The organism is Micromonospora sp. SD12, from assembly GCF_052068495.1.
GTDB classification, from domain to species: domain Bacteria; phylum Actinomycetota; class Actinomycetes; order Mycobacteriales; family Micromonosporaceae; genus Micromonospora; species Micromonospora echinofusca.
In genome coordinates this window covers 35,992-52,309 of the sequence record NZ_JBQHDF010000021.1, presented here as the reverse complement: position 1 = coordinate 52,309, position 16,318 = coordinate 35,992, and the positions used below count along the sequence as shown (strand labels likewise).

The window sequence follows — 16,318 nt, the reverse complement described above, 5'->3', positions numbered from 1 at the left end:
AACCTTCGACGCGAACGGCCGGTGCCCCGGCCGGGCGGGACCACCGAGGGGTCCGCAGCCCCGGCCGGGGCACCGGCCGTCGTACGTCGTCTCGCGCCGGCCGACACCGGCGGGGGGTCACTTCTTGCCGGACCCCTTGGCGTCGCCGGAGTCGGAGGAGAGCGCGGCGATGAAGGCCTCCTGCGGGACCTCCACCCGGCCCACCATCTTCATCCGCTTCTTGCCCTCCTTCTGCTTCTCCAGCAGCTTGCGCTTACGGCTGATGTCACCGCCGTAGCACTTGGCGAGCACGTCCTTGCGGATCGCCCGGATGGTCTCCCGGGCGATCACCCGGCTGCCGATGGCCGCCTGGATCGGCACCTCGAACTGCTGGCGCGGGATCAGGTTGCGCAGCTTCGCCGCGATGGTGACGCCGTAGTTGTAGGCCTTGTCCTTGTGCACGATCGCGCTGAACGCGTCCACCGGCTCGCCGTGCAGCAGGATGTCGACCTTCACCAGGTCGGACGCCTGCTCCCCGGAGGGCTCGTAGTCCAGCGAGGCGTAGCCCTTGGTACGGCTCTTCAACTGGTCGAAGAAGTCGAAGATGATCTCCGCGAGGGGCAGCGTGTAGCGCAGCTCCACCCGGTCGGCGGAGAGGTAGTCCATGCCGAGCAGGCTGCCCCGGCGGCCCTGGCAGAGCTCCATCACGGCGCCGACGTAGTCGTTCGGGGTGAGCACCGTGGCGCGCACGACCGGCTCGTACACCTCGGCGATCTTGCCCGTGGGGTACTCGCTCGGGTTGGTCACGACGATCTCCTCGCCGTCCTCGGTGATGGCCCGGTAGACCACGTTCGGGGCGGTGGAGATGAGGTCGAGGTTGTACTCCCGCTCCAGCCGCTCCCGGATGATCTCCAGGTGCAGCAGGCCGAGGAAGCCGCAGCGGAAGCCGAAGCCGAGCGCGCCCGACGTCTCGGGCTCGTAGTCGAGCGCGGCGTCGTTGAGCTTGAGCTTGTCCAGCGCCTCGCGCAGGTTGGGGTAGTCGGAGCCGTCGATCGGGTAGAGGCCCGAGTAGACCATCGGCTTCGGGTCCTTGTAGCCGCCGAGTGCCTCCTTCGCCGGCCGGGTGTTGATGGTGATCGTGTCACCCACCCGGGACTGGCGGACGTCCTTCACGCCGGTGATCAGGTAGCCCACCTCGCCGACGCCGAGCGCGTCGGCCTTCACCATCTCCGGCGAGATGACGCCGATCTCCAACAGCTCGTGCACGGCGGCGGTGGACATCATCTTGATCCGGTCGCGGGCGCTGATCCGCCCGTCGATGACCCGGACGTAGGTGACCACGCCCCGGTAGACGTCGTAGACCGAGTCGAAGATCATGGCGCGGGCGGGCGCCTCCGCGTCGCCGATCGGGGGCTTGAACTGCCGGACGATCTCGTCGAGCAGGTACGGCACACCCTCGCCGGTCTTACCGGAGACCCGGATGCAGTCGGCCGGGTCGCCACCGATGAGGTGGGCCAGTTCCTCGGCGTACTTCTCCGGCTGGGCGGCCGGCAGGTCGATCTTGTTGAGCACCGGGATGATGTGCAGGTCGTTCTCGAGCGCCAGGTAGAGGTTCGCCAGGGTCTGCGCCTCGATGCCCTGGGCGGCGTCGACCAGCAGGATCGCGCCCTCGCAGGCGGCCAGCGACCGGGACACCTCGTAGGTGAAGTCGACGTGGCCCGGAGTGTCGATCATGTTGAGCACGGCGGCCTCGCCGGCCCGGTCGCCCTCCCGGATGGTCCAGGGCATCCGGACGGCCTGGCTCTTGATCGTGATGCCGCGCTCGCGCTCGATGTCCATCCGGTCGAGGTACTGCGCACGCATCTGCCGGGGGTCGACCACGCCGGTGAGCTGCAACATCCGGTCGGCCAGGGTCGACTTCCCGTGGTCGATGTGGGCGATGATGCAGAAGTTCCGGATGCGCGCCGGGTCGGTGGCACCAGGAGCGTTCGCGCCGGAATCGAGCGTCGGTGGCACAGCGGTCCGTTCTGGTCGGCTGACGTGAGCGGGCCGGCACGACGCCGGCCCCCTCTATGCTCCCACGTCGCCGCCGCGCGTCCGCTGTGCGGGCGATCCCCGCCGCCGGGAGCACCCCGGGAACGCCGCCCCGCGCGGGATCACGCCGACCGGTGCGGGCCCGGCCGGGTCACTCGGCGGGCGGCTCGACGAAGAGGGCGGCGAGCTTCGGCAGCCGCCGCTTCGCCTCCTCCTCGTCGTCGAAGTCCCAGAAGTCGTTCAGGTCCGGCACCGGCACCGGCGCCGGGTCCGCCGGCAGTTCGGCGGCGGTGGCCCGCCGGTACGCGTCCCACGGCACCGCGAGCATCTGCGCGGCCGAGAACTCCTCACCGCTGAGCGAGGCAGCCCTGACCTGCGGCAACACGGCCAGCGAGTCCGGGTCGGCGACGGCGCGCGCGAAGACCTCCCGGCCCTGGGTCATCAGCCAGCCCCGGAAGTGGTGGAAGCCCTCGTCGGACACGCCACCGTTGACCAGGTAGGCGGCGCCCCAGAGATCGACCCGGTGCGAGGCCGACAGCACCCGCGCCTGGTGGCGGGCGTACCCGACGATGTCCTCCGGGTCGCGCTCGGCGAGCAGGGCGACGGCCCGCGCGGCGACCGCGTGCGGCTCTCCCCCGCCGTCGGCCCGGGCCCGGTCGATCAACTGCCAGAAGTCGTCGGTCCTCATGGCCTGGCAGTCTGGCAGACCGCGCCGCCGCCCCCGCCCCGCCACGGCACCACCCGGCGGGTCGCGGGCTCCGGGCGCCGTGGCGGTGCGACGGCCGGCGGGCGGCCCGGCGGCGTGACCTGACGCGCGCGGGCATCCGGACGCCGTGGCGGTGCGGTGGGTGCGGCGCGGCGGGCGGCCCGGCAGCATGGTGGCGTGACGTCGACGTCCCCGCCTCCCGTGCCGTACCACGCGACCGCCCACCGGCCGCCGTGGGCGACGCTGCCGGCGGCGCTGCGTACCGCCATCGGCGACCGCCTCGGCGCGCCCGTGGTCGCCGCGCGGGTCGCCGGGGCCGGCTTCACCCGCGGCTTCGCCGCCGTGCTCCGCACCGCCGCCGGCGACCGGGCCTTCGTGAAGGCCGCGGCCACCGCCGAGCATCCGCGACTGGTCGACTGGTACGCCCGGGAGGCCGCGATCCTCGACCGGCTCCCGGCCGGGCTGCCATCGCCCCGCCCCCGGTGGACGCTGTACGAGGCCGGCTGGTTCGCGCTCTGCCTCGACGCCGTCGACGGGCACACGCCCCGGCTGCCCTGGGACGCGGCCGAACTGGCCGCGACCCTGACCGGGTACGCCGACGTCGCCGCCGCGCTGGCCACCGCCCCGGCCGAACTGCTCGGGCTCGGGCCGCCCCACCTCGCCGACCTGGCCCGCGACGACATCCTCTGGTGGGGCGAGGTTGCCGCCGGCCGGGAGCCGGCCCCGCCGCTCCCCGCGCCCATGCGGGGCCGCCTGCCCGACCTGGTCACGCTGGAGTCCCGCCTCCCGGCGTACGCCGCCGGCGCGACCGGCCTGATCCACGGGGACCTGCGGCTGGACAACGTGCTCATCGACGGGGCGGGGCGGGCCTGGTTCTGCGACTGGACGTGGCTCTGCCGGGGGCCGGCCTGGTTCGACCTGGTCACCCTGCTGCTCACCGCGTACGCCGACGGCCTCGACGCCGACGCGCTCTTCGCCCGGCACCCGGCGGCTGCGGGCGCGCCCCCCGACGCGCTGGACGCCACCCTCGCCGCCCTGTCCGGCTACTTCCTCACCACCGCCGCGGCGACGCCGCGGACCGCGTCGCCGCACCTGCCGGCGCACCAGCGGTGGAGCGGCGAACAGTCGCTCGGCTGGCTCGCCCGGCGGCAGGGCTGGACCTGAGCGGAAGCCCGCCGGCCAGGGCGGAGACCGAGCCGTTTTGGCTCGTCCCGGGCGACCTGGTAACCTGGCTCTTCGCGCAGCGATGACGCATGCTCGTCGCGCGCGGAAGCAGACCAACCCGAGCTATCAAGACGAGGCTGTCGCGTGGCGAACATCAAGTCCCAGATCAAGCGCAACCGGCAGAACGAGAAGCGCCGGCTGCGTAACAAGTCGGTCAAGTCGTCGCTGAAGACCGCCGTCCGGAAGTTCAACGAGGCCGCTGAGGCCGGTGACGTCGAGAAGGCCACCATCCTCATGCGGGACGCGTCGCGCAAGCTGGACAAGGCGGTCAGCAAGGGCGTGATCCACTCGAACCAGGCCGCGAACCGCAAGTCCGCGATCGCCAAGCGCGTGGTGGCGCTCTCCGCCTGACGAGGCGACCTGAAGACCTGACCGGAAGCCCCGGGCACGACCCGGGGCTTCCGGCTGTCTGCGTTTCACGCCGCTCCCGCCGGCCCTAACGGTGCGCCGCGCTGCGGATGTGCCGTCGGTCGCTGCGGCCCCCATGGCTCGCCGCCGTTCGCTGCGGCTCCCGTGGCCGGCCGTCAGTCGCTACGGCTCCCGTGGCTCGCTGTCGTTCGCTGCGACCACCCGCCGTTCGCTGCGGCTCGCCGTCGTTCGCACGCCAGATCTTGGCGGAAACGGGCCCCATCAGGGCCATTTCCTTCCAGGATCCAAGCGGGGTGACCCCAGGTGCTCCTTCCAGAGCCTCAAGCGGGGCAACCCCGGGTGCTCCTTGCAAGGTCTCAAGCGGGTCCCCGGGTGGGCCATCGGACTGCCGGGCACCCAGGGGTCGTCGGGTCGGTCGTCGCGTCGCCGTGCCCGGCCTTCGACCGGCGGCCGGGCGTCAGCCCAGCGGATCGGGGTGGGCGCGCTGCGGGCCGAACTCGGCGTCCGCGCGGCCACCGTCCCGCTCCCCCGTGCCGTGCCGCGGGTGCACCTGCCGGTCGCCCACGACCCGGGCGGCGCGCGGCGCCGACGACACGGTGACGACGACGCCCGGCACGCTGTGCCTGACCCAGTCGACCCTGGCCCGCCCGACCACGGGCTCCATCTGCTGACGGAAGCGGTCCCGTTCCTGCTCGGGTACGAGGGCGGCGGACCGGACCACCGCCGCGGCCACCATGTCGTTGAGCTTCACCATCGCGGCCACCGTGGCGGGCAGGATGAGCACCGCCCACCAGGTGACCAGCTCGGCGAGGGCGAGCAGCGCGGCGAGCGCGACGGCGCCCTCGAAGAAGAGGAAGCAGAGCACCCCGCCCGGGTTGACGAAACGCAGCCCGAGTACGCGCGCGTAGAGGGGACGGTAACGCTCCTCGTCGGCGGGGATCGTGGCCCACGAGCCGCGGGGCGATCCGCTCACCGGGCGCCACCCTGCCGGGCGGCGGCGACCGAGAAGACGGCCCGCTCCAGCGCGTACGCGCGGTCGTCGGAGCCGCCCTTGACGGCCGCGTTGCACTCGGCGGCGGCCCGCATCGCCTGGACCAGGCCCTCGGGCGTCCAGCCACGGGCCCGCTGCTGGGCGGACCTGATCTTCCACGCCGGCATGCCGAGGGTGCTCGCCAGCTGGAAGGGGTCGCCCCGCCCGGCGGACGCGACCCGGGCAACGGTGCGGACGCCGTCGGCGATCGCGTCGGCGATCGGCACCGGGTCGACCCCCACGTGCAGCGCCCAGCGCAGCGCCTCCAGCGCCGCCGGCACGTCGCCCACCATGGCGGCGTCGGCGACGGTGAAGCCGGTCACCTCGACCCGGCCCCGGTAGTAGCGGGAGACCGTGTCGGCGCCGATCCGGCCGTCGGTGTCGGCCATCAGCTGGGAACAGGCGGCGGCCAGCTCGCGCAGGTCGTTGCCGACCGCCGCGATCAGCGCCTCGGCGGCGTCGTCGGTGCACTTACCGCCGGCCCGGCGGATCTCGTCCCGGACGAAGGCCACCCGCTCACGGTGCCCCTTCAGCTTGGCCGCCGGCACCACCGTCGCGCCGGCCGCCTTCAGCCCGTCGGCGAACGCCTTGCCCTTGGCCGCGCCGAGGTGCAGCACGACCAGCTGCACGTCCGGGTCGGGGTTCTTCGCGTACGCCAGCAGGGCCGTCACCAGATCCTTGCGGGCGTCCTGGCCGGCGCGCAGCACCAGCACCCGACGCCCGCCGAAGAGGGAGGGGCTGAGCGCCTCGGCGATCTCGCCGACGAGGAGCGCGCCGGCCTGGTATTCGCGGACGTCCACGTCGGGGTCGACGGCGCGCGCCTTGGCGACGGCTTCGGTGACCGCGCGCGTGGCGAGCAGCTCCTCGTCGCCGAGGACGAGCAGAATAGGAGCGAGGCTGGCGGCGGTCACGCCGCCCATATTCGCACGGCCGGCGGCCTGATCCAGTCTGCTCGTCGGCACTCCGGCGGCAGAGCCCGCACTCAGTGCAAATCCAGACATTCACCTCAGTCCACCGCTAAAGCCGATAATCGGCATTGATTTCTACGGCTGCCTGCCGGGTGGCGTGCCGCGCGTCACCACTCCGAGGCCGACCCCGCCGAGCACCGCCGCCACGTCCCCCTCCGTGTCGGTGCGCAGCACCCGCGCCCCGCTCCGGGCAAGCCGCCCGAGCACCGCCGGATTGGGGTGCCCGTAGGTGTTGCCCGTCCCCACCGGCACGAGGGCGATCCGGGGCCGGACCGCGTCCAGGAAGGCCGGATCCTGGTAGGCCGACCCGTGGTGTGCGACCTTCAGCACCTCGGCCCGCAGCCCGCCCGGCGCCGTGTCGTCCAGCAGCGCCCGCTGTTCCTCGGTCTCGGCGTCCCCCGCGAGCAGGATCCGTACGCCGGAGACGGTGGCGAGCAGCATCAGCGAGTTGTTGTTGGGATCCGACCGGGTGCCGCGCAACGGACGGGGCGGGCCGATGACGGTGAACTCGACGCCACCCTCCCGGTACCGCCAGCCGGCCGCGCCCGCCACCACGTCGACGGAGTGCGCCGCGGCCTCGGCCAGGACCAGTCCCCGCCCGGCGGCGGGCTCCGGCCACTGCGGTGTGAGTACCGCGCCCACGGGCCGGTTCCGGAACACGCCCGCGACGCCGCCGGTGTGGTCGACGTGGAAGTGGCTGATGACCAGCAGCGCGACCTCCCGTACGCCCAGCCGCCGCAGGCAGCCGTCGGCCGCCCCCGGGTCCGGCCCGGCGTCGATGACCACCGCCCGGCCGGCCGCCACCGGCAGCACCACGGTGTCGCCCTGGCCGACCGCGCAGGCGGCGACCACCCACCCGGCCGGGGGCCAGCCGGGGGCGGCCAGTCGTACGGGCAGCGTGCCGGCCACCACGGCGACGACGACCACCGCCACCAACCGGCGGACCACCGGGTGCCGGGTGGCGACGAGCAGCGCGACGGTCAGCCCGGCGAGCAGCAGGGCGCCCGTCGCTCCGCCCGGCCACGGCAGCGTGCCCGCCGGCAGCCGCGCCCCGTGCCGTGCCACCGTGACCAGCCACCAGGCCGGCCAGCTGGCCAGCCAGGCGAGGAACTCCGCCCCGGCCGGCCAGAGGGGCGACACCGCCGCCGCCAGCACGCCGAGCACCGTGGCGGGCGCGATGGCCGGCACCGCGAGCAGGTTCGCCGGCACCGCGACCAGGCTCACCGTGCCCGAGATCCCGGCCACCACCGGGGCGCAGGCGAGCTGCGCGGCGGCCGGCACGGCCAGCGCCTCGGCGAGCCCGGCCGGCACCCCCCGACGCCGCAGCCCGTCGCGCCACCTCGGGGCGAGCAGCAGCAGGCCGCCGGTGGCGAGCACGGAGAGCGCGAAACCGGCGTCGCCGGCCAGCTCCGGGTCGACCAGCACCAGCACGGCCACCCCGGCGGAGAGGGCGGGCAGCGCCGCCCGGGGACGCCCGGCCGCCAAGGCGGCCAGCCCGATGGCGCCCATCGTGGCGGCCCGCACCACGCTCGGCGAGGGCCGGACCAGGATGACGAAGCCCACCAGGGCCAGCCCGCAGAGCCCAGCGGCCAGCCAGGGCCCGGCCCGTGCCCAGCGGGCCAGCAGCAGCACCGCCCCGACGACGATGGCCACGTTGGAGCCGGAGACCGCGTTCAGGTGGGTCATGCCGGTGGCGAGGAAGTCCTCCTCGACGGTGGGCGGCAGCCGGCTCGTGTCGCCGACCACCAGGCCCGGCAGCAGCCCGCCCTGCTCGTCGGGGAGCGGGACGCAGGCGCGTTGCAGACCGGCGCGCAACGACCCGGCGGCCCGCTGCGGCGACGGGGCGGCCCCGTGCGGCGACGGCGGGCCGGCCGCGCTCAGCACGGCCGCCGTAAGGTCGCCGCCTCGTGGGGCGGCGAGACGTCCTTCGGCGGTCAGCCGCTGACCGGGCAACAGCCCTCGCCAGCCGGGGTCGGTGGCGAGGACCAGCACGCGGGCGGGGGTGGCGACCCGCCGCCCGTCCGGGCCGGTGAAGCCGGTCAGCTCGGCCGGCACGAGCAGGGTGGCCGGGCGCCCGGCGACGCCGCGTACGGGGCGGGGGTCGTCGCGGACGACCAGGTCGGCGGTGACGACGGCGCGCTCCTCGACCAGGGCGCGGACCGGTCCGGCGTCGCGGACGGAAAGCCGGGCGGCGGTCGCCGTCGCACCGCAGACCACGCCGAGCAGGACGGCGACGGCGATCCAGCCGTACCGCCGGACGGGGCCGGCCGGCCGCCCGAAGACGCCCGACAGATGCAGCCCGCCCAGCCCTGCCGCCCCGGCAGCCACCGCGGCCAGCAGCAGGGTCCCGCCGACGGTCAGGTGCAGCCCGGCCAACGCCGCGAGCCAGGTGGCCACCGCCAGGCCGGCCAGCCGCAGGTCGATGGCCGCCGCGGCCCGCTCGCCGCCGGCGTCGCCGCCGCCGACGGCTCCGGGGCAGGACGGGCCGTGCACGCCGCGCGCCGTCACACCGTCACCAGGTCCTTGAGCTGCTCGTAGCGGGCGTCGCCGATGCCGTCGACCTGGCGCAGGTCGCCGACCGAGCGGAAGCCGCCCTGCTGGTCGCGGTGGGTGAGGATGCGCTGGGCGAGCACCGGCCCGACCCCCGGCAGCGCGTCGAGCTGCGCCAGCGTCGCGGTGTTGAGGTTGAGCCGTCCCCCGACGCCGGGGGCCCCGGGTGCGCCGCCGGGTGCCGCCCCGGGCGGGGAGGCCGCGCCCGGCGGTGCGGCCACGCCGACCAGGATGAGCTCCCCGTCGGCGACCTTGCGGGCCGGATTGAGCAGAGCGACGTCCACCCCAGGCAGCGCCCCGCCGGCCGCCTCCACGGCGTCGGCGACCCGGGCGCCGGCCGGTACGCGGACCAGCCCGGGGCGGCGTACCTTGCCGGCGACCGCAACGACCAGCTCGCCGGCGGCGGTGGCGGCCGGCTCCGCGAGGCCGGTCACCGCCGCCCCGGACGCCTCCGCCGTGACCACCGGACGGACCGGCTCGGTCTGCGGCCGGGACCGCCAGGCCCAGAAGCCGGCCCCGAGCACCACCAGCACCGCGACGGCGGCCAGCGCCCGCACCCCCCGCCGGCCCGGGTCGAACGCCCCCGGTCCCGGCAACCGGGACGCCGTCCCCGGGGCGCGGGCCGGCGGGTCAGGCTCCGGCAGCGCCGCCGCGTCGGCCGGCGACGCCGGTGTGCGGGACGGCAGCGCCACGACCGGCTCCGCGACCGAGCGCGGCCGGTCGACGGACGGCCCGACGGGCCTCCGATGATCGCCGGACAGCCCGGCCGGCCCCCGACGTTCGTCGGACGGCCCGGCGGGTTCGCCGGGCCATTCCAGGGGATCGGCGGGCCCGCCGGGGTGCGCCCGTGCGGCGCTCGACGGCCGGCCCGCCACCAGCCGGCGCAGTCGTTCCCGGACCACCGTCTCCTCGTCTTCTGACACGACGCGAAGCTAGGTCCGCGAGCCCGGGTTGCGCGGCCGGCGGGGGTACGGCTGTGGATGACGGCGCCGCTTGTGGACAACCGCCTGATCATGCGGGCGATGTGCTAGAACGGCGAAGAACCGCAGCTCAGCGAGGGTACAGAGCCCGAAGCCCAAGCCCACCGCCGGCGCGGCGAAGAGGATGCGCATCGGACCGGGACCTCTCACCTGCCCGGTCCGCGGCATCCGCCGCGTCGACGCGCTTTCTGCCGCGCGCCGGCCCGGTCCGCATCGCCGCCATCGTGCGGCGTCCAGGAGCGACAGGAACCTAGGTGCCGCAGTTGCCGGCATCGAGGGCAGCCTGCTCCACCCGCTCGCGGTGCTCCCGCCACCACGGCTCGTCAGCGGGTGGCAGGTTGTCGTTCCTGGGCAGCAGCCCGGCCGCGCCGTCGATCAGCTCGCGCACGATGTCCGCGTGGCCGGCGTGCCGTTGTGTCTCCGCGACGACGTGGACCAGGACCTGGTGCAGTGTGACCGCCGCATCGCCCCACCACGGCACCCGGCCGACGTCGTCGAGCGCGAGGGCTTCGATGGTGGTGTCGGCGTGGGAGCTGGCGCGACGGTACAAGGCAACGATCTCTTCGCGGGTCTCATCCGCGGTCGCCCACATGTCGGCATTGGTCTCGGCGGCGTCGCCGACGTACGGCAGCTCCTGCTCGAACGGCCGGCCGAACACGACGCCGAAGTAGAGGATCTCCATGGCCGCCGCGTGCTTCACCAGACCGAGCAGGTTGGTTGCGGTCCGGGTCAGCGGGCGCCGGGCATCGTATTCGCTGAGCCCGTCGAGCTTCCACAGCAGCGCGTCACGGCCGCCCCTCAGGTAACTGTGCAGGTCGTCCTTCATCGGGTCACGATGGCATCCGGTCGGGTGCCGGCGCTGCCCCGCGTCATCAACGGAGATCGTGAACGACCGGACACCCCTAGCCGCTGACCGGGGGGCGGCGGTGCACGACAACGCAGGCCAGGCCGGGCCCGGCGTGCGCGGCGACCACCGCGCCGGCCTCCGAGACGTACGAGTCGTGCAGCCGGTCGCCCAGCCGGGTCCGCAGCGCCTCCAGCAGCGCCTCGGCCCGCTGCGGCGCGGCGAGGTGGTGCACGGCCAGGTCGACCTCGGCGTCGCCGGCGGCCTCCACGGCCAGGTCGACCAGCCGCGCCACGCCCCGGCTGGCCGTACGCACCTTGTCCCTGAGGACGATCGCGCCGTCCGGCATGTGCATGATCGGCTTGACCGACAGGGCGGTGCCGAGCAGCGCCTCGGCGGCACCGATGCGGCCGCCCCGGCGGAGGAACTCCAGCGTGTCGACGTAGAACCAGATGCTGGTGCGGGCGATGGCGTCGACGGCGGCGGCGCGTACGCCCGCCAGGTCCTCACCCCGCTCGGCGGCCGTGGCGGCGGCGACGGCGGGGAAGCCGAGGCCCATGCCGGTCGAGCGGCTGTCGACCACGGCGACCCGGTCGTCGAAGCCGGCGGCGGCCAGCCGGGCGGCCTCGACGGTGCCGGAGAGCTCGGCCGACAGGTGCACCGAGACGATCCCGTCGGCGCCGGCGTCGAACAGCTCCCGGTACGTGCGGGCGAACTGCTCGGGCGCCGGGCGGGAGGTGCTCACCGAGACGCGCCGGCCGCCGAGCGCCCGGGTGGCGTCCTCCGGGGTGGTCTCCACCCCCTCCAGCCCCTCGGCGCCGTTGAGCACGACGGTCAGCGGCACCACCGTCAGCCGGTGGGCGCGCAGCAACTCGGGCGGAAGGTAGGCGGTGGAGTCGGTGACGACCGCGACGGGCATGCCCGGCACGCTAGCCGATGTGGCCGGGGAACGCCGGGGTCAGACGGCCTCGGTGGCCGGCACGGTGATCAGGCCGACGTTGTGGGCGCGCAGGTGCCACCCCCGGACGTCGTCGCGGCGCAGCTCCGTCCAGTGGCAGTTCTGCAACGAGCCGACGGTGCGCAGCACGGCGTGCGCCCAGCCGAGCAGGTGGCCGCAGCCCTGGCGGGCCGCGCCGCCGTGGGTCGCCACCACCACGGTGCCGCCGGGCACGGCGTCGGCGGCGTCGGACAGGGCCGCGCCGACCCGCTTGCCGAGGTCGTCGAGGGTCTCGAGGCCGGCGCCCGGGTCCGGATCGCCGGCCCGCCAGCGGGCGAACTCGTCGGGGTGGCGTTCGGCGGCCTCGGTGAGGGCGAGCCCCTGCCAGGAGCCGAAGTGCCGCTCCCGCAGCCGCGGGTCGGTGCGCACCGGCAGCCCGGTCAGCGCGGCCAGCGCGCCGGCGGTGTCCGCCGCGCGGCTCAGGTCGCTGGACACGATGGCGTCCGGCCGCAGGCCGGCGAGCAGGGGCGCGGCGCTGCGGGCCTGCTCGCGGCCGAGATCGTTCAGCGGCACGTCGGTCTGCCCCTGGACCCGGCTGGCGGCGTTCCAGTCGGTGTTGCCGTGCCGCCAGATGATCAGGCGGGTCATTCCGCGGTGGTGGCGCCGGTGCCGGACTCGGCGTCGACGAGGTCGCGGTCGACGAACGGGATCGTCGGGCAGTCCTTCCAGAGCCGGTCGAGGGCGTAGAACTCGCGCTCCTCGGTGTGCTGGACGTGCACCACGATGTCGACGTAGTCGAGCAGCACCCACCGACCGCCCCGCTCGCCCTCGCGCCGGACCGGCTTGGCCTTCTCCGGCAGCTCGAGCAGCCGCTCCTCGATGGCATCGACGATGGCGAGCACCTGACGCTCGTTGGGAGCCGCGGCGAGCAGGAACGCGTCGGTGATGGCGAGCTGGTCGCCCACGTCGATGATGACGATGTCCTGCGCCTTCTTGTCGGCCGCGGCCTGGGCGGCGGCGAGAGCCAACTCGTGGGCGCGTTCGGAAATTGTCACCGTTCTCCTTCGATCAACCGTGCGATCCTCCAAGCGTCTCATACCCGGTGGAATCCCGACTCGTCAGTTCTGGCGCGTTACCCGCCCGAACCGCCCCACACCGGGGCGAATCACTGCTGGTAGAGGCGCCGCTTGGCGATGTACTGCACCACACCGTCCGGCACCAGATACCAGACCGGCTCCCCCCTGGCGACCCGGGCCCGGCAGTCCGTGGACGAGATGGCCATGGCCGGGACCTGCACCAGGCTCACCGTGTCGGCCGGCAGGTGCGCGTCGGTCAGCTCGAAGCCCGGTCGGGTCACCCCGATGAAGTGGGCCAGCTCGAAGATCTCGTCCAGGTCCTTCCAGGAGAGGATCCGCTCCAGCGCGTCCGCCCCGGTGATGAAGTACAGCTGCACCTTCGGGCCGTACTCGGCGTGCAGGTCGCGCAGGGTGTCGACGGTGTAGGTGGGCCCGCCCCGGTCGATGTCGACCCGGCTGACCTGGAAGCGTGGGTTGGAGGCGGTCGCGATGACCGTCATCAGGTAGCGGTCCTCCGCCGGGCTGACCGGCTCGTCCGCCTTCTGCCACGGCTGGCCGGTGGGGACGAAGACCACCTCGTCCAGCCCGAACCGGTCCGCCACCTCGCTGGCCGCGACGAGGTGCCCGTGGTGGATCGGGTCGAAGGTGCCGCCCATGATCCCGACCCGCCGGATGTCTTCCTCCACCCCGCGATCCTAGGCCGGACGGAACCGGCGACCGCCCGGGGTCGCCGGACCGTCCCGTCCGGCGGACGACGTCAGGCCGCCGCCGCGGCGACCGCCGTCCGGGCGACGAGGGCGCGCCGCAGGTCGTCGTCGGCGTCGGTCACGACCCGGCGCAGGCCGGGGGTGACGTCGTCGCGGGCCAGCAGCGCCGCGGCCGCCTCCCGGGTGGGCTGCGCCACGGCGTAGTGGGGGAAGGCCAGCTTCGCGACCTGATCGGCCACCCAGGGCGTACGCGACCGCGCGGCGGCCGGCATCTCGGCGAAGTAGCGCGCCACGTAGCCGGCGGTCAGCTCGGCCTGCTCGGGCTGCCAGAACCCCTCCGCGGTCGCCTCGACGAGCCGGTTGGACAGCTCGGTGTTCGACACGACGATCTCCCACGCGGCCCGCTTGGCGGCCGGGTCGGGCAGTGCCGCGCGGCAGCGGGCCGCCCGCTCGGCGCCGGCGGCGCTCGGGTCGGCCGTAGCCTCGGCGGCGATCTCCGCCGCGCCGGCCGCGCCGAGCACCACCAGCCGGAGCAGCAGCGCCCAGCGCAGTTCGGCGTCGACCGCCAGCCCCGGTGGGACGTCCCGGCCGGCGAGCCAGCCGGCCAGGCCCTCCGCGTCGGTGCTGGCGGCGATCCAGCCCCTGGCCGCCGCGAGTTGGAGCGAGCCGCCGGCCGGGGCCCCGTCCAGCAGTCTCCGGCAGGCGGCGGCGATCTGTGCCAGCGCGGCCTCGCGGGCGGGCGCGTCGAGGTAGCGGTCGACCAGCGAGCGGCTGAGCGCGAGCACGTCCTCGGCGATGATCACCTCGGTCTCGGCGGGGAGGGCGGCGGCGACCAGGGCGGCCAGGCCGGCGACCGGGCGTTCCCCGTCGATGGCGGCGTCCAGTGCCTCGCCCCAGAGCAGCGCCCGGGCCAGCGGATCGGCCAGGCCGGGCAGCACCAGCGGCACGGCGTCCGCCGAGGCGGGGTCCAGCCGGATCTTGGCGAACGTCAGGTCGCCGTCGTTGGGCAGCAGCAGCCGGGCCGCCGGCTCGCCGGTCAGCCCGGTCAGCACCGTCCGGCCGCCGTCGGCCTCCGGGTCGAGGTCGACCTCGACCCGGGCGACGGACCCGTCGGCGGCGTACCGGCCGACCCCGATGCGGTGCGGGCGCAGCACCGGGTGCGAGTCGGGGGCGCTCTGCCCGATCGCCACCTCGGTGTAGCAGCCCTCCGCGTCGACGGTGACCTCGGCGCGCAGCGTGTTGACCTGCGCCGAGCGCAGCCAGCGCTCCGCCCAGCCGGACAGGTCGCGCCCGGCCGCGGTGGCGAGGCTGCCGAGCAGGTCGGCCAGGGTGGCGTTGCCGAAGCGGTGCTTCGCGAAGTGGGCGTTGAGGCCGGCGAGGAAGGCGTCGTCGCCGAGCCAGGCGACGAGCTGGCGCAGGACGCTGGCGCCCTTGGCGTACGAGATGCCGTCGAAGTTGAGCAGGCCCTCGGCGGCGTCGGCGACCTCCTCGGGTGCCACCGGGTGGGTCGAGGGGCGCTGGTCGGCCGCGTAGCCCCAGGCCTTGCGCCGCAGGGCGAAGGTCGTCCAGGCCTGCCCGAAGCGGGTCGCCTCGGCGGTCACCCGGGTGCCGAGGTACTCCGCGAAGGACTCGTTCAGCCACAGGTCGTCCCACCAGCGCATGGTGACCAGGTCGCCGAACCACATGTGCGCCATCTCGTGGGCGATGGTCGTGGCGCGCTGCTCCCGCTCGGTGTCCGTGACGGCCGAGCGGAAGACGTAGTCGTCGCGGAAGGTGACCAGCCCCGGGTTCTCCATGGCGCCGGCGTTGAACTCCGGCACGAACGCCTGGTCGTACTTGTCGAACGGGTAGCGCTCGGCGAAGAGCTGGTGGAACCGGTCGAGGCACTGCCCGGTGACGGTCAGGATCTCCTCGGCGTCGGCGTCCAGGTGCTCCGCCAGCGAGCGCCGGCAGTAGACGCCGAGCGGGATGCCGTCGTGCTCGCCGCGCCGGACGTGCCAGGGGCCGGCGATCAGCGAGACGAAGTACGTGGCCAGCGGCGCCGTCGGGGCGAACTCCCAGCGCCCGGGCCTCGGGGTGGCGGCAAGCTGGCCGTTGGCCGCGACGACCCAGTGCGGTGGGGCGGTGACCGACAGGGTGACCGGGGCCTTGAGGTCGGGCTGGTCGAAGGCGGCGAAGATGCGCTGCGCATTGTCCAGGAAGGACATCGCGTAGAGGTAGGTCTCGCCGTCGGCCGGGTCGACGAAGCGGTGCATCCCCTCACCGGTGTTCGAGTACGCCATCTCGGCGGAGACGGTGAGCGTGTTGGTCGCGGCGAGCCCGGTCAGCGGCAGCCGGTTGTCGACCAGCGTGGCCGGGTCGACGTCGCGGTCGTCGAGGCGTACGGCCAGCAGTTTCGCGGGCTGGACCTCGACGAAGGTCTGCGCGCCGGGGACCGCCCGGAAGCGGATGGTGACGTCGGAACGGAAGCGCTCGCCGCCGCCGGTCAGGTCGAGGTCCACCTGATAGGACTCGACGGTGATCGCCGCGCCACGCGCGGTCGCCTCTACACGGGTCAGGCTCGGCATCCGCTTATCCTGCCCGATGGGGAACCGTACGTGTCTCCCCCCTCACCCGTGGCACTGGAGGACTGAACGATGGCTTCGCACCCCAAGGGCGACTTCGACCTTTCGCGGGCGGTCTGGCAGCGGGCCGAGGGCGACACCTCCGAGAGCGCGGTGGAGGTCGCCTTCGTCGACGACCTGATCGGCATGCGCAACTCCGCCGAGCCGGACGGGCCGGTCCTGGTCTTCACCCAGGCCGAGTGGGACGCCTTCGTCGCCGGCGCCCAGGACGGCGAGTTCGACCTGGACTGACTGCCGACCGCCCCGCCCGGTCGGCCCGGCCGGGCGGGGCGCGGGGCGGGGTCGGGCGG

Annotated in this window: 15 protein-coding genes; 3 read left to right on the top strand and 12 right to left on the bottom strand. The window is 74.7% G+C overall.

Annotated elements, in window-relative coordinates; translation table 11 throughout:
- Positions 1-117 precede the first annotated feature (117 nt).
- Both lepA and ACTMS2_RS26390 read right to left on the bottom strand, forming a co-directional pair.
- Entirely contained in the window at positions 118-1,995 is a 1,878-nt protein-coding gene (lepA, locus tag ACTMS2_RS26395) for a translation elongation factor 4 (RefSeq protein ID WP_441177827.1), read from the bottom strand.
- Positions 1,996-2,164: 169 nt separating this feature from the next.
- Positions 2,165-2,701 carry a DUF4240 domain-containing protein gene (locus ACTMS2_RS26390; RefSeq protein ID WP_441177826.1) on the bottom strand — a complete coding sequence of 179 codons (537 nt, stop codon included), beginning with the start codon at positions 2,699-2,701 and terminating at the stop codon, positions 2,165-2,167.
- A gap of 195 nt (positions 2,702-2,896) precedes the next feature.
- On the opposite strand from ACTMS2_RS26390, the gene ACTMS2_RS26385 reads away from it, so the two are divergent.
- Positions 2,897-3,883, top strand: coding sequence for a phosphotransferase (locus tag ACTMS2_RS26385; protein WP_441177825.1), 987 nt, complete (start codon positions 2,897-2,899; stop codon positions 3,881-3,883).
- 144 nt (positions 3,884-4,027) lie between these two features.
- The gene (gene rpsT, locus ACTMS2_RS26380; protein WP_101412375.1) at positions 4,028-4,294 is read left to right on the top strand and encodes a 30S ribosomal protein S20; all 267 of its coding nucleotides are present in this window, start codon (positions 4,028-4,030) and stop codon (positions 4,292-4,294) included.
- A 475-nt stretch (positions 4,295-4,769) separates the two neighbouring features.
- On the opposite strand, the gene ACTMS2_RS26375 is transcribed toward rpsT, so the two are convergent.
- The 10 genes from ACTMS2_RS26375 to pepN form a co-directional block, all read right to left on the bottom strand.
- Positions 4,770-5,285, bottom strand: coding sequence for a hypothetical protein (locus ACTMS2_RS26375; RefSeq protein ID WP_441177824.1), 516 nt, complete (start codon positions 5,283-5,285; stop codon positions 4,770-4,772).
- The gene (holA, locus tag ACTMS2_RS26370) at positions 5,282-6,262 is read right to left on the bottom strand and encodes a DNA polymerase III subunit delta (RefSeq protein ID WP_441177823.1); all 981 of its coding nucleotides are present in this window, start codon (positions 6,260-6,262) and stop codon (positions 5,282-5,284) included. Before holA ends, ACTMS2_RS26375 begins: the two co-directional genes overlap by 4 nt.
- A 123-nt stretch (positions 6,263-6,385) precedes the next feature.
- Positions 6,386-8,818 carry a ComEC/Rec2 family competence protein gene (locus ACTMS2_RS26365; RefSeq protein WP_441177822.1) on the bottom strand — a complete coding sequence of 811 codons (2,433 nt, stop codon included), beginning with the start codon at positions 8,816-8,818 and terminating at the stop codon, positions 6,386-6,388.
- Complete coding sequence (locus ACTMS2_RS26360) at positions 8,815-9,783, bottom strand: helix-hairpin-helix domain-containing protein (RefSeq protein ID WP_441177821.1); 969 nt, start codon at positions 9,781-9,783, stop codon at positions 8,815-8,817. The genes ACTMS2_RS26365 and ACTMS2_RS26360 overlap by 4 nt, the downstream gene beginning before the upstream one ends.
- Before the next feature lie 307 nt (positions 9,784-10,090).
- A complete protein-coding gene (locus ACTMS2_RS26355; protein WP_441177820.1) occupies positions 10,091-10,666 on the bottom strand; it encodes a DinB family protein in 576 nt (191 codons plus the stop codon).
- Between the two features lie 76 nt (positions 10,667-10,742).
- A complete protein-coding gene (locus tag ACTMS2_RS26350; protein ID WP_441177819.1) occupies positions 10,743-11,603 on the bottom strand; it encodes a DegV family protein in 861 nt (286 codons plus the stop codon).
- A 39-nt stretch (positions 11,604-11,642) separates the two neighbouring features.
- A complete protein-coding gene (locus tag ACTMS2_RS26345) occupies positions 11,643-12,269 on the bottom strand; it encodes a histidine phosphatase family protein (RefSeq protein ID WP_441177818.1) in 627 nt (208 codons plus the stop codon).
- Positions 12,266-12,676, bottom strand: a complete 411-nt coding sequence (gene rsfS / locus ACTMS2_RS26340) for a ribosome silencing factor (protein WP_441177817.1) — start codon at positions 12,674-12,676, stop codon at positions 12,266-12,268. Before rsfS ends, ACTMS2_RS26345 begins: the two co-directional genes overlap by 4 nt.
- A gap of 110 nt (positions 12,677-12,786) precedes the next feature.
- A complete protein-coding gene (gene nadD, locus ACTMS2_RS26335) occupies positions 12,787-13,383 on the bottom strand; it encodes a nicotinate-nucleotide adenylyltransferase (RefSeq protein ID WP_363903589.1) in 597 nt (198 codons plus the stop codon).
- A 71-nt stretch (positions 13,384-13,454) separates the two neighbouring features.
- Entirely contained in the window at positions 13,455-15,971 is a 2,517-nt protein-coding gene (pepN, locus tag ACTMS2_RS26330) for an aminopeptidase N (protein ID WP_441177816.1), read from the bottom strand.
- Positions 15,972-16,040: 69 nt separating this feature from the next.
- On the opposite strand from pepN, the gene ACTMS2_RS26325 reads away from it, so the two are divergent.
- Positions 16,041-16,259 (top strand): DUF397 domain-containing protein, encoded by a 219-nt coding sequence (locus ACTMS2_RS26325; protein WP_088992395.1) that lies wholly within the window; start codon positions 16,041-16,043, stop codon positions 16,257-16,259.
- The last annotated feature ends 59 nt before the right edge of the window (positions 16,260-16,318 follow it).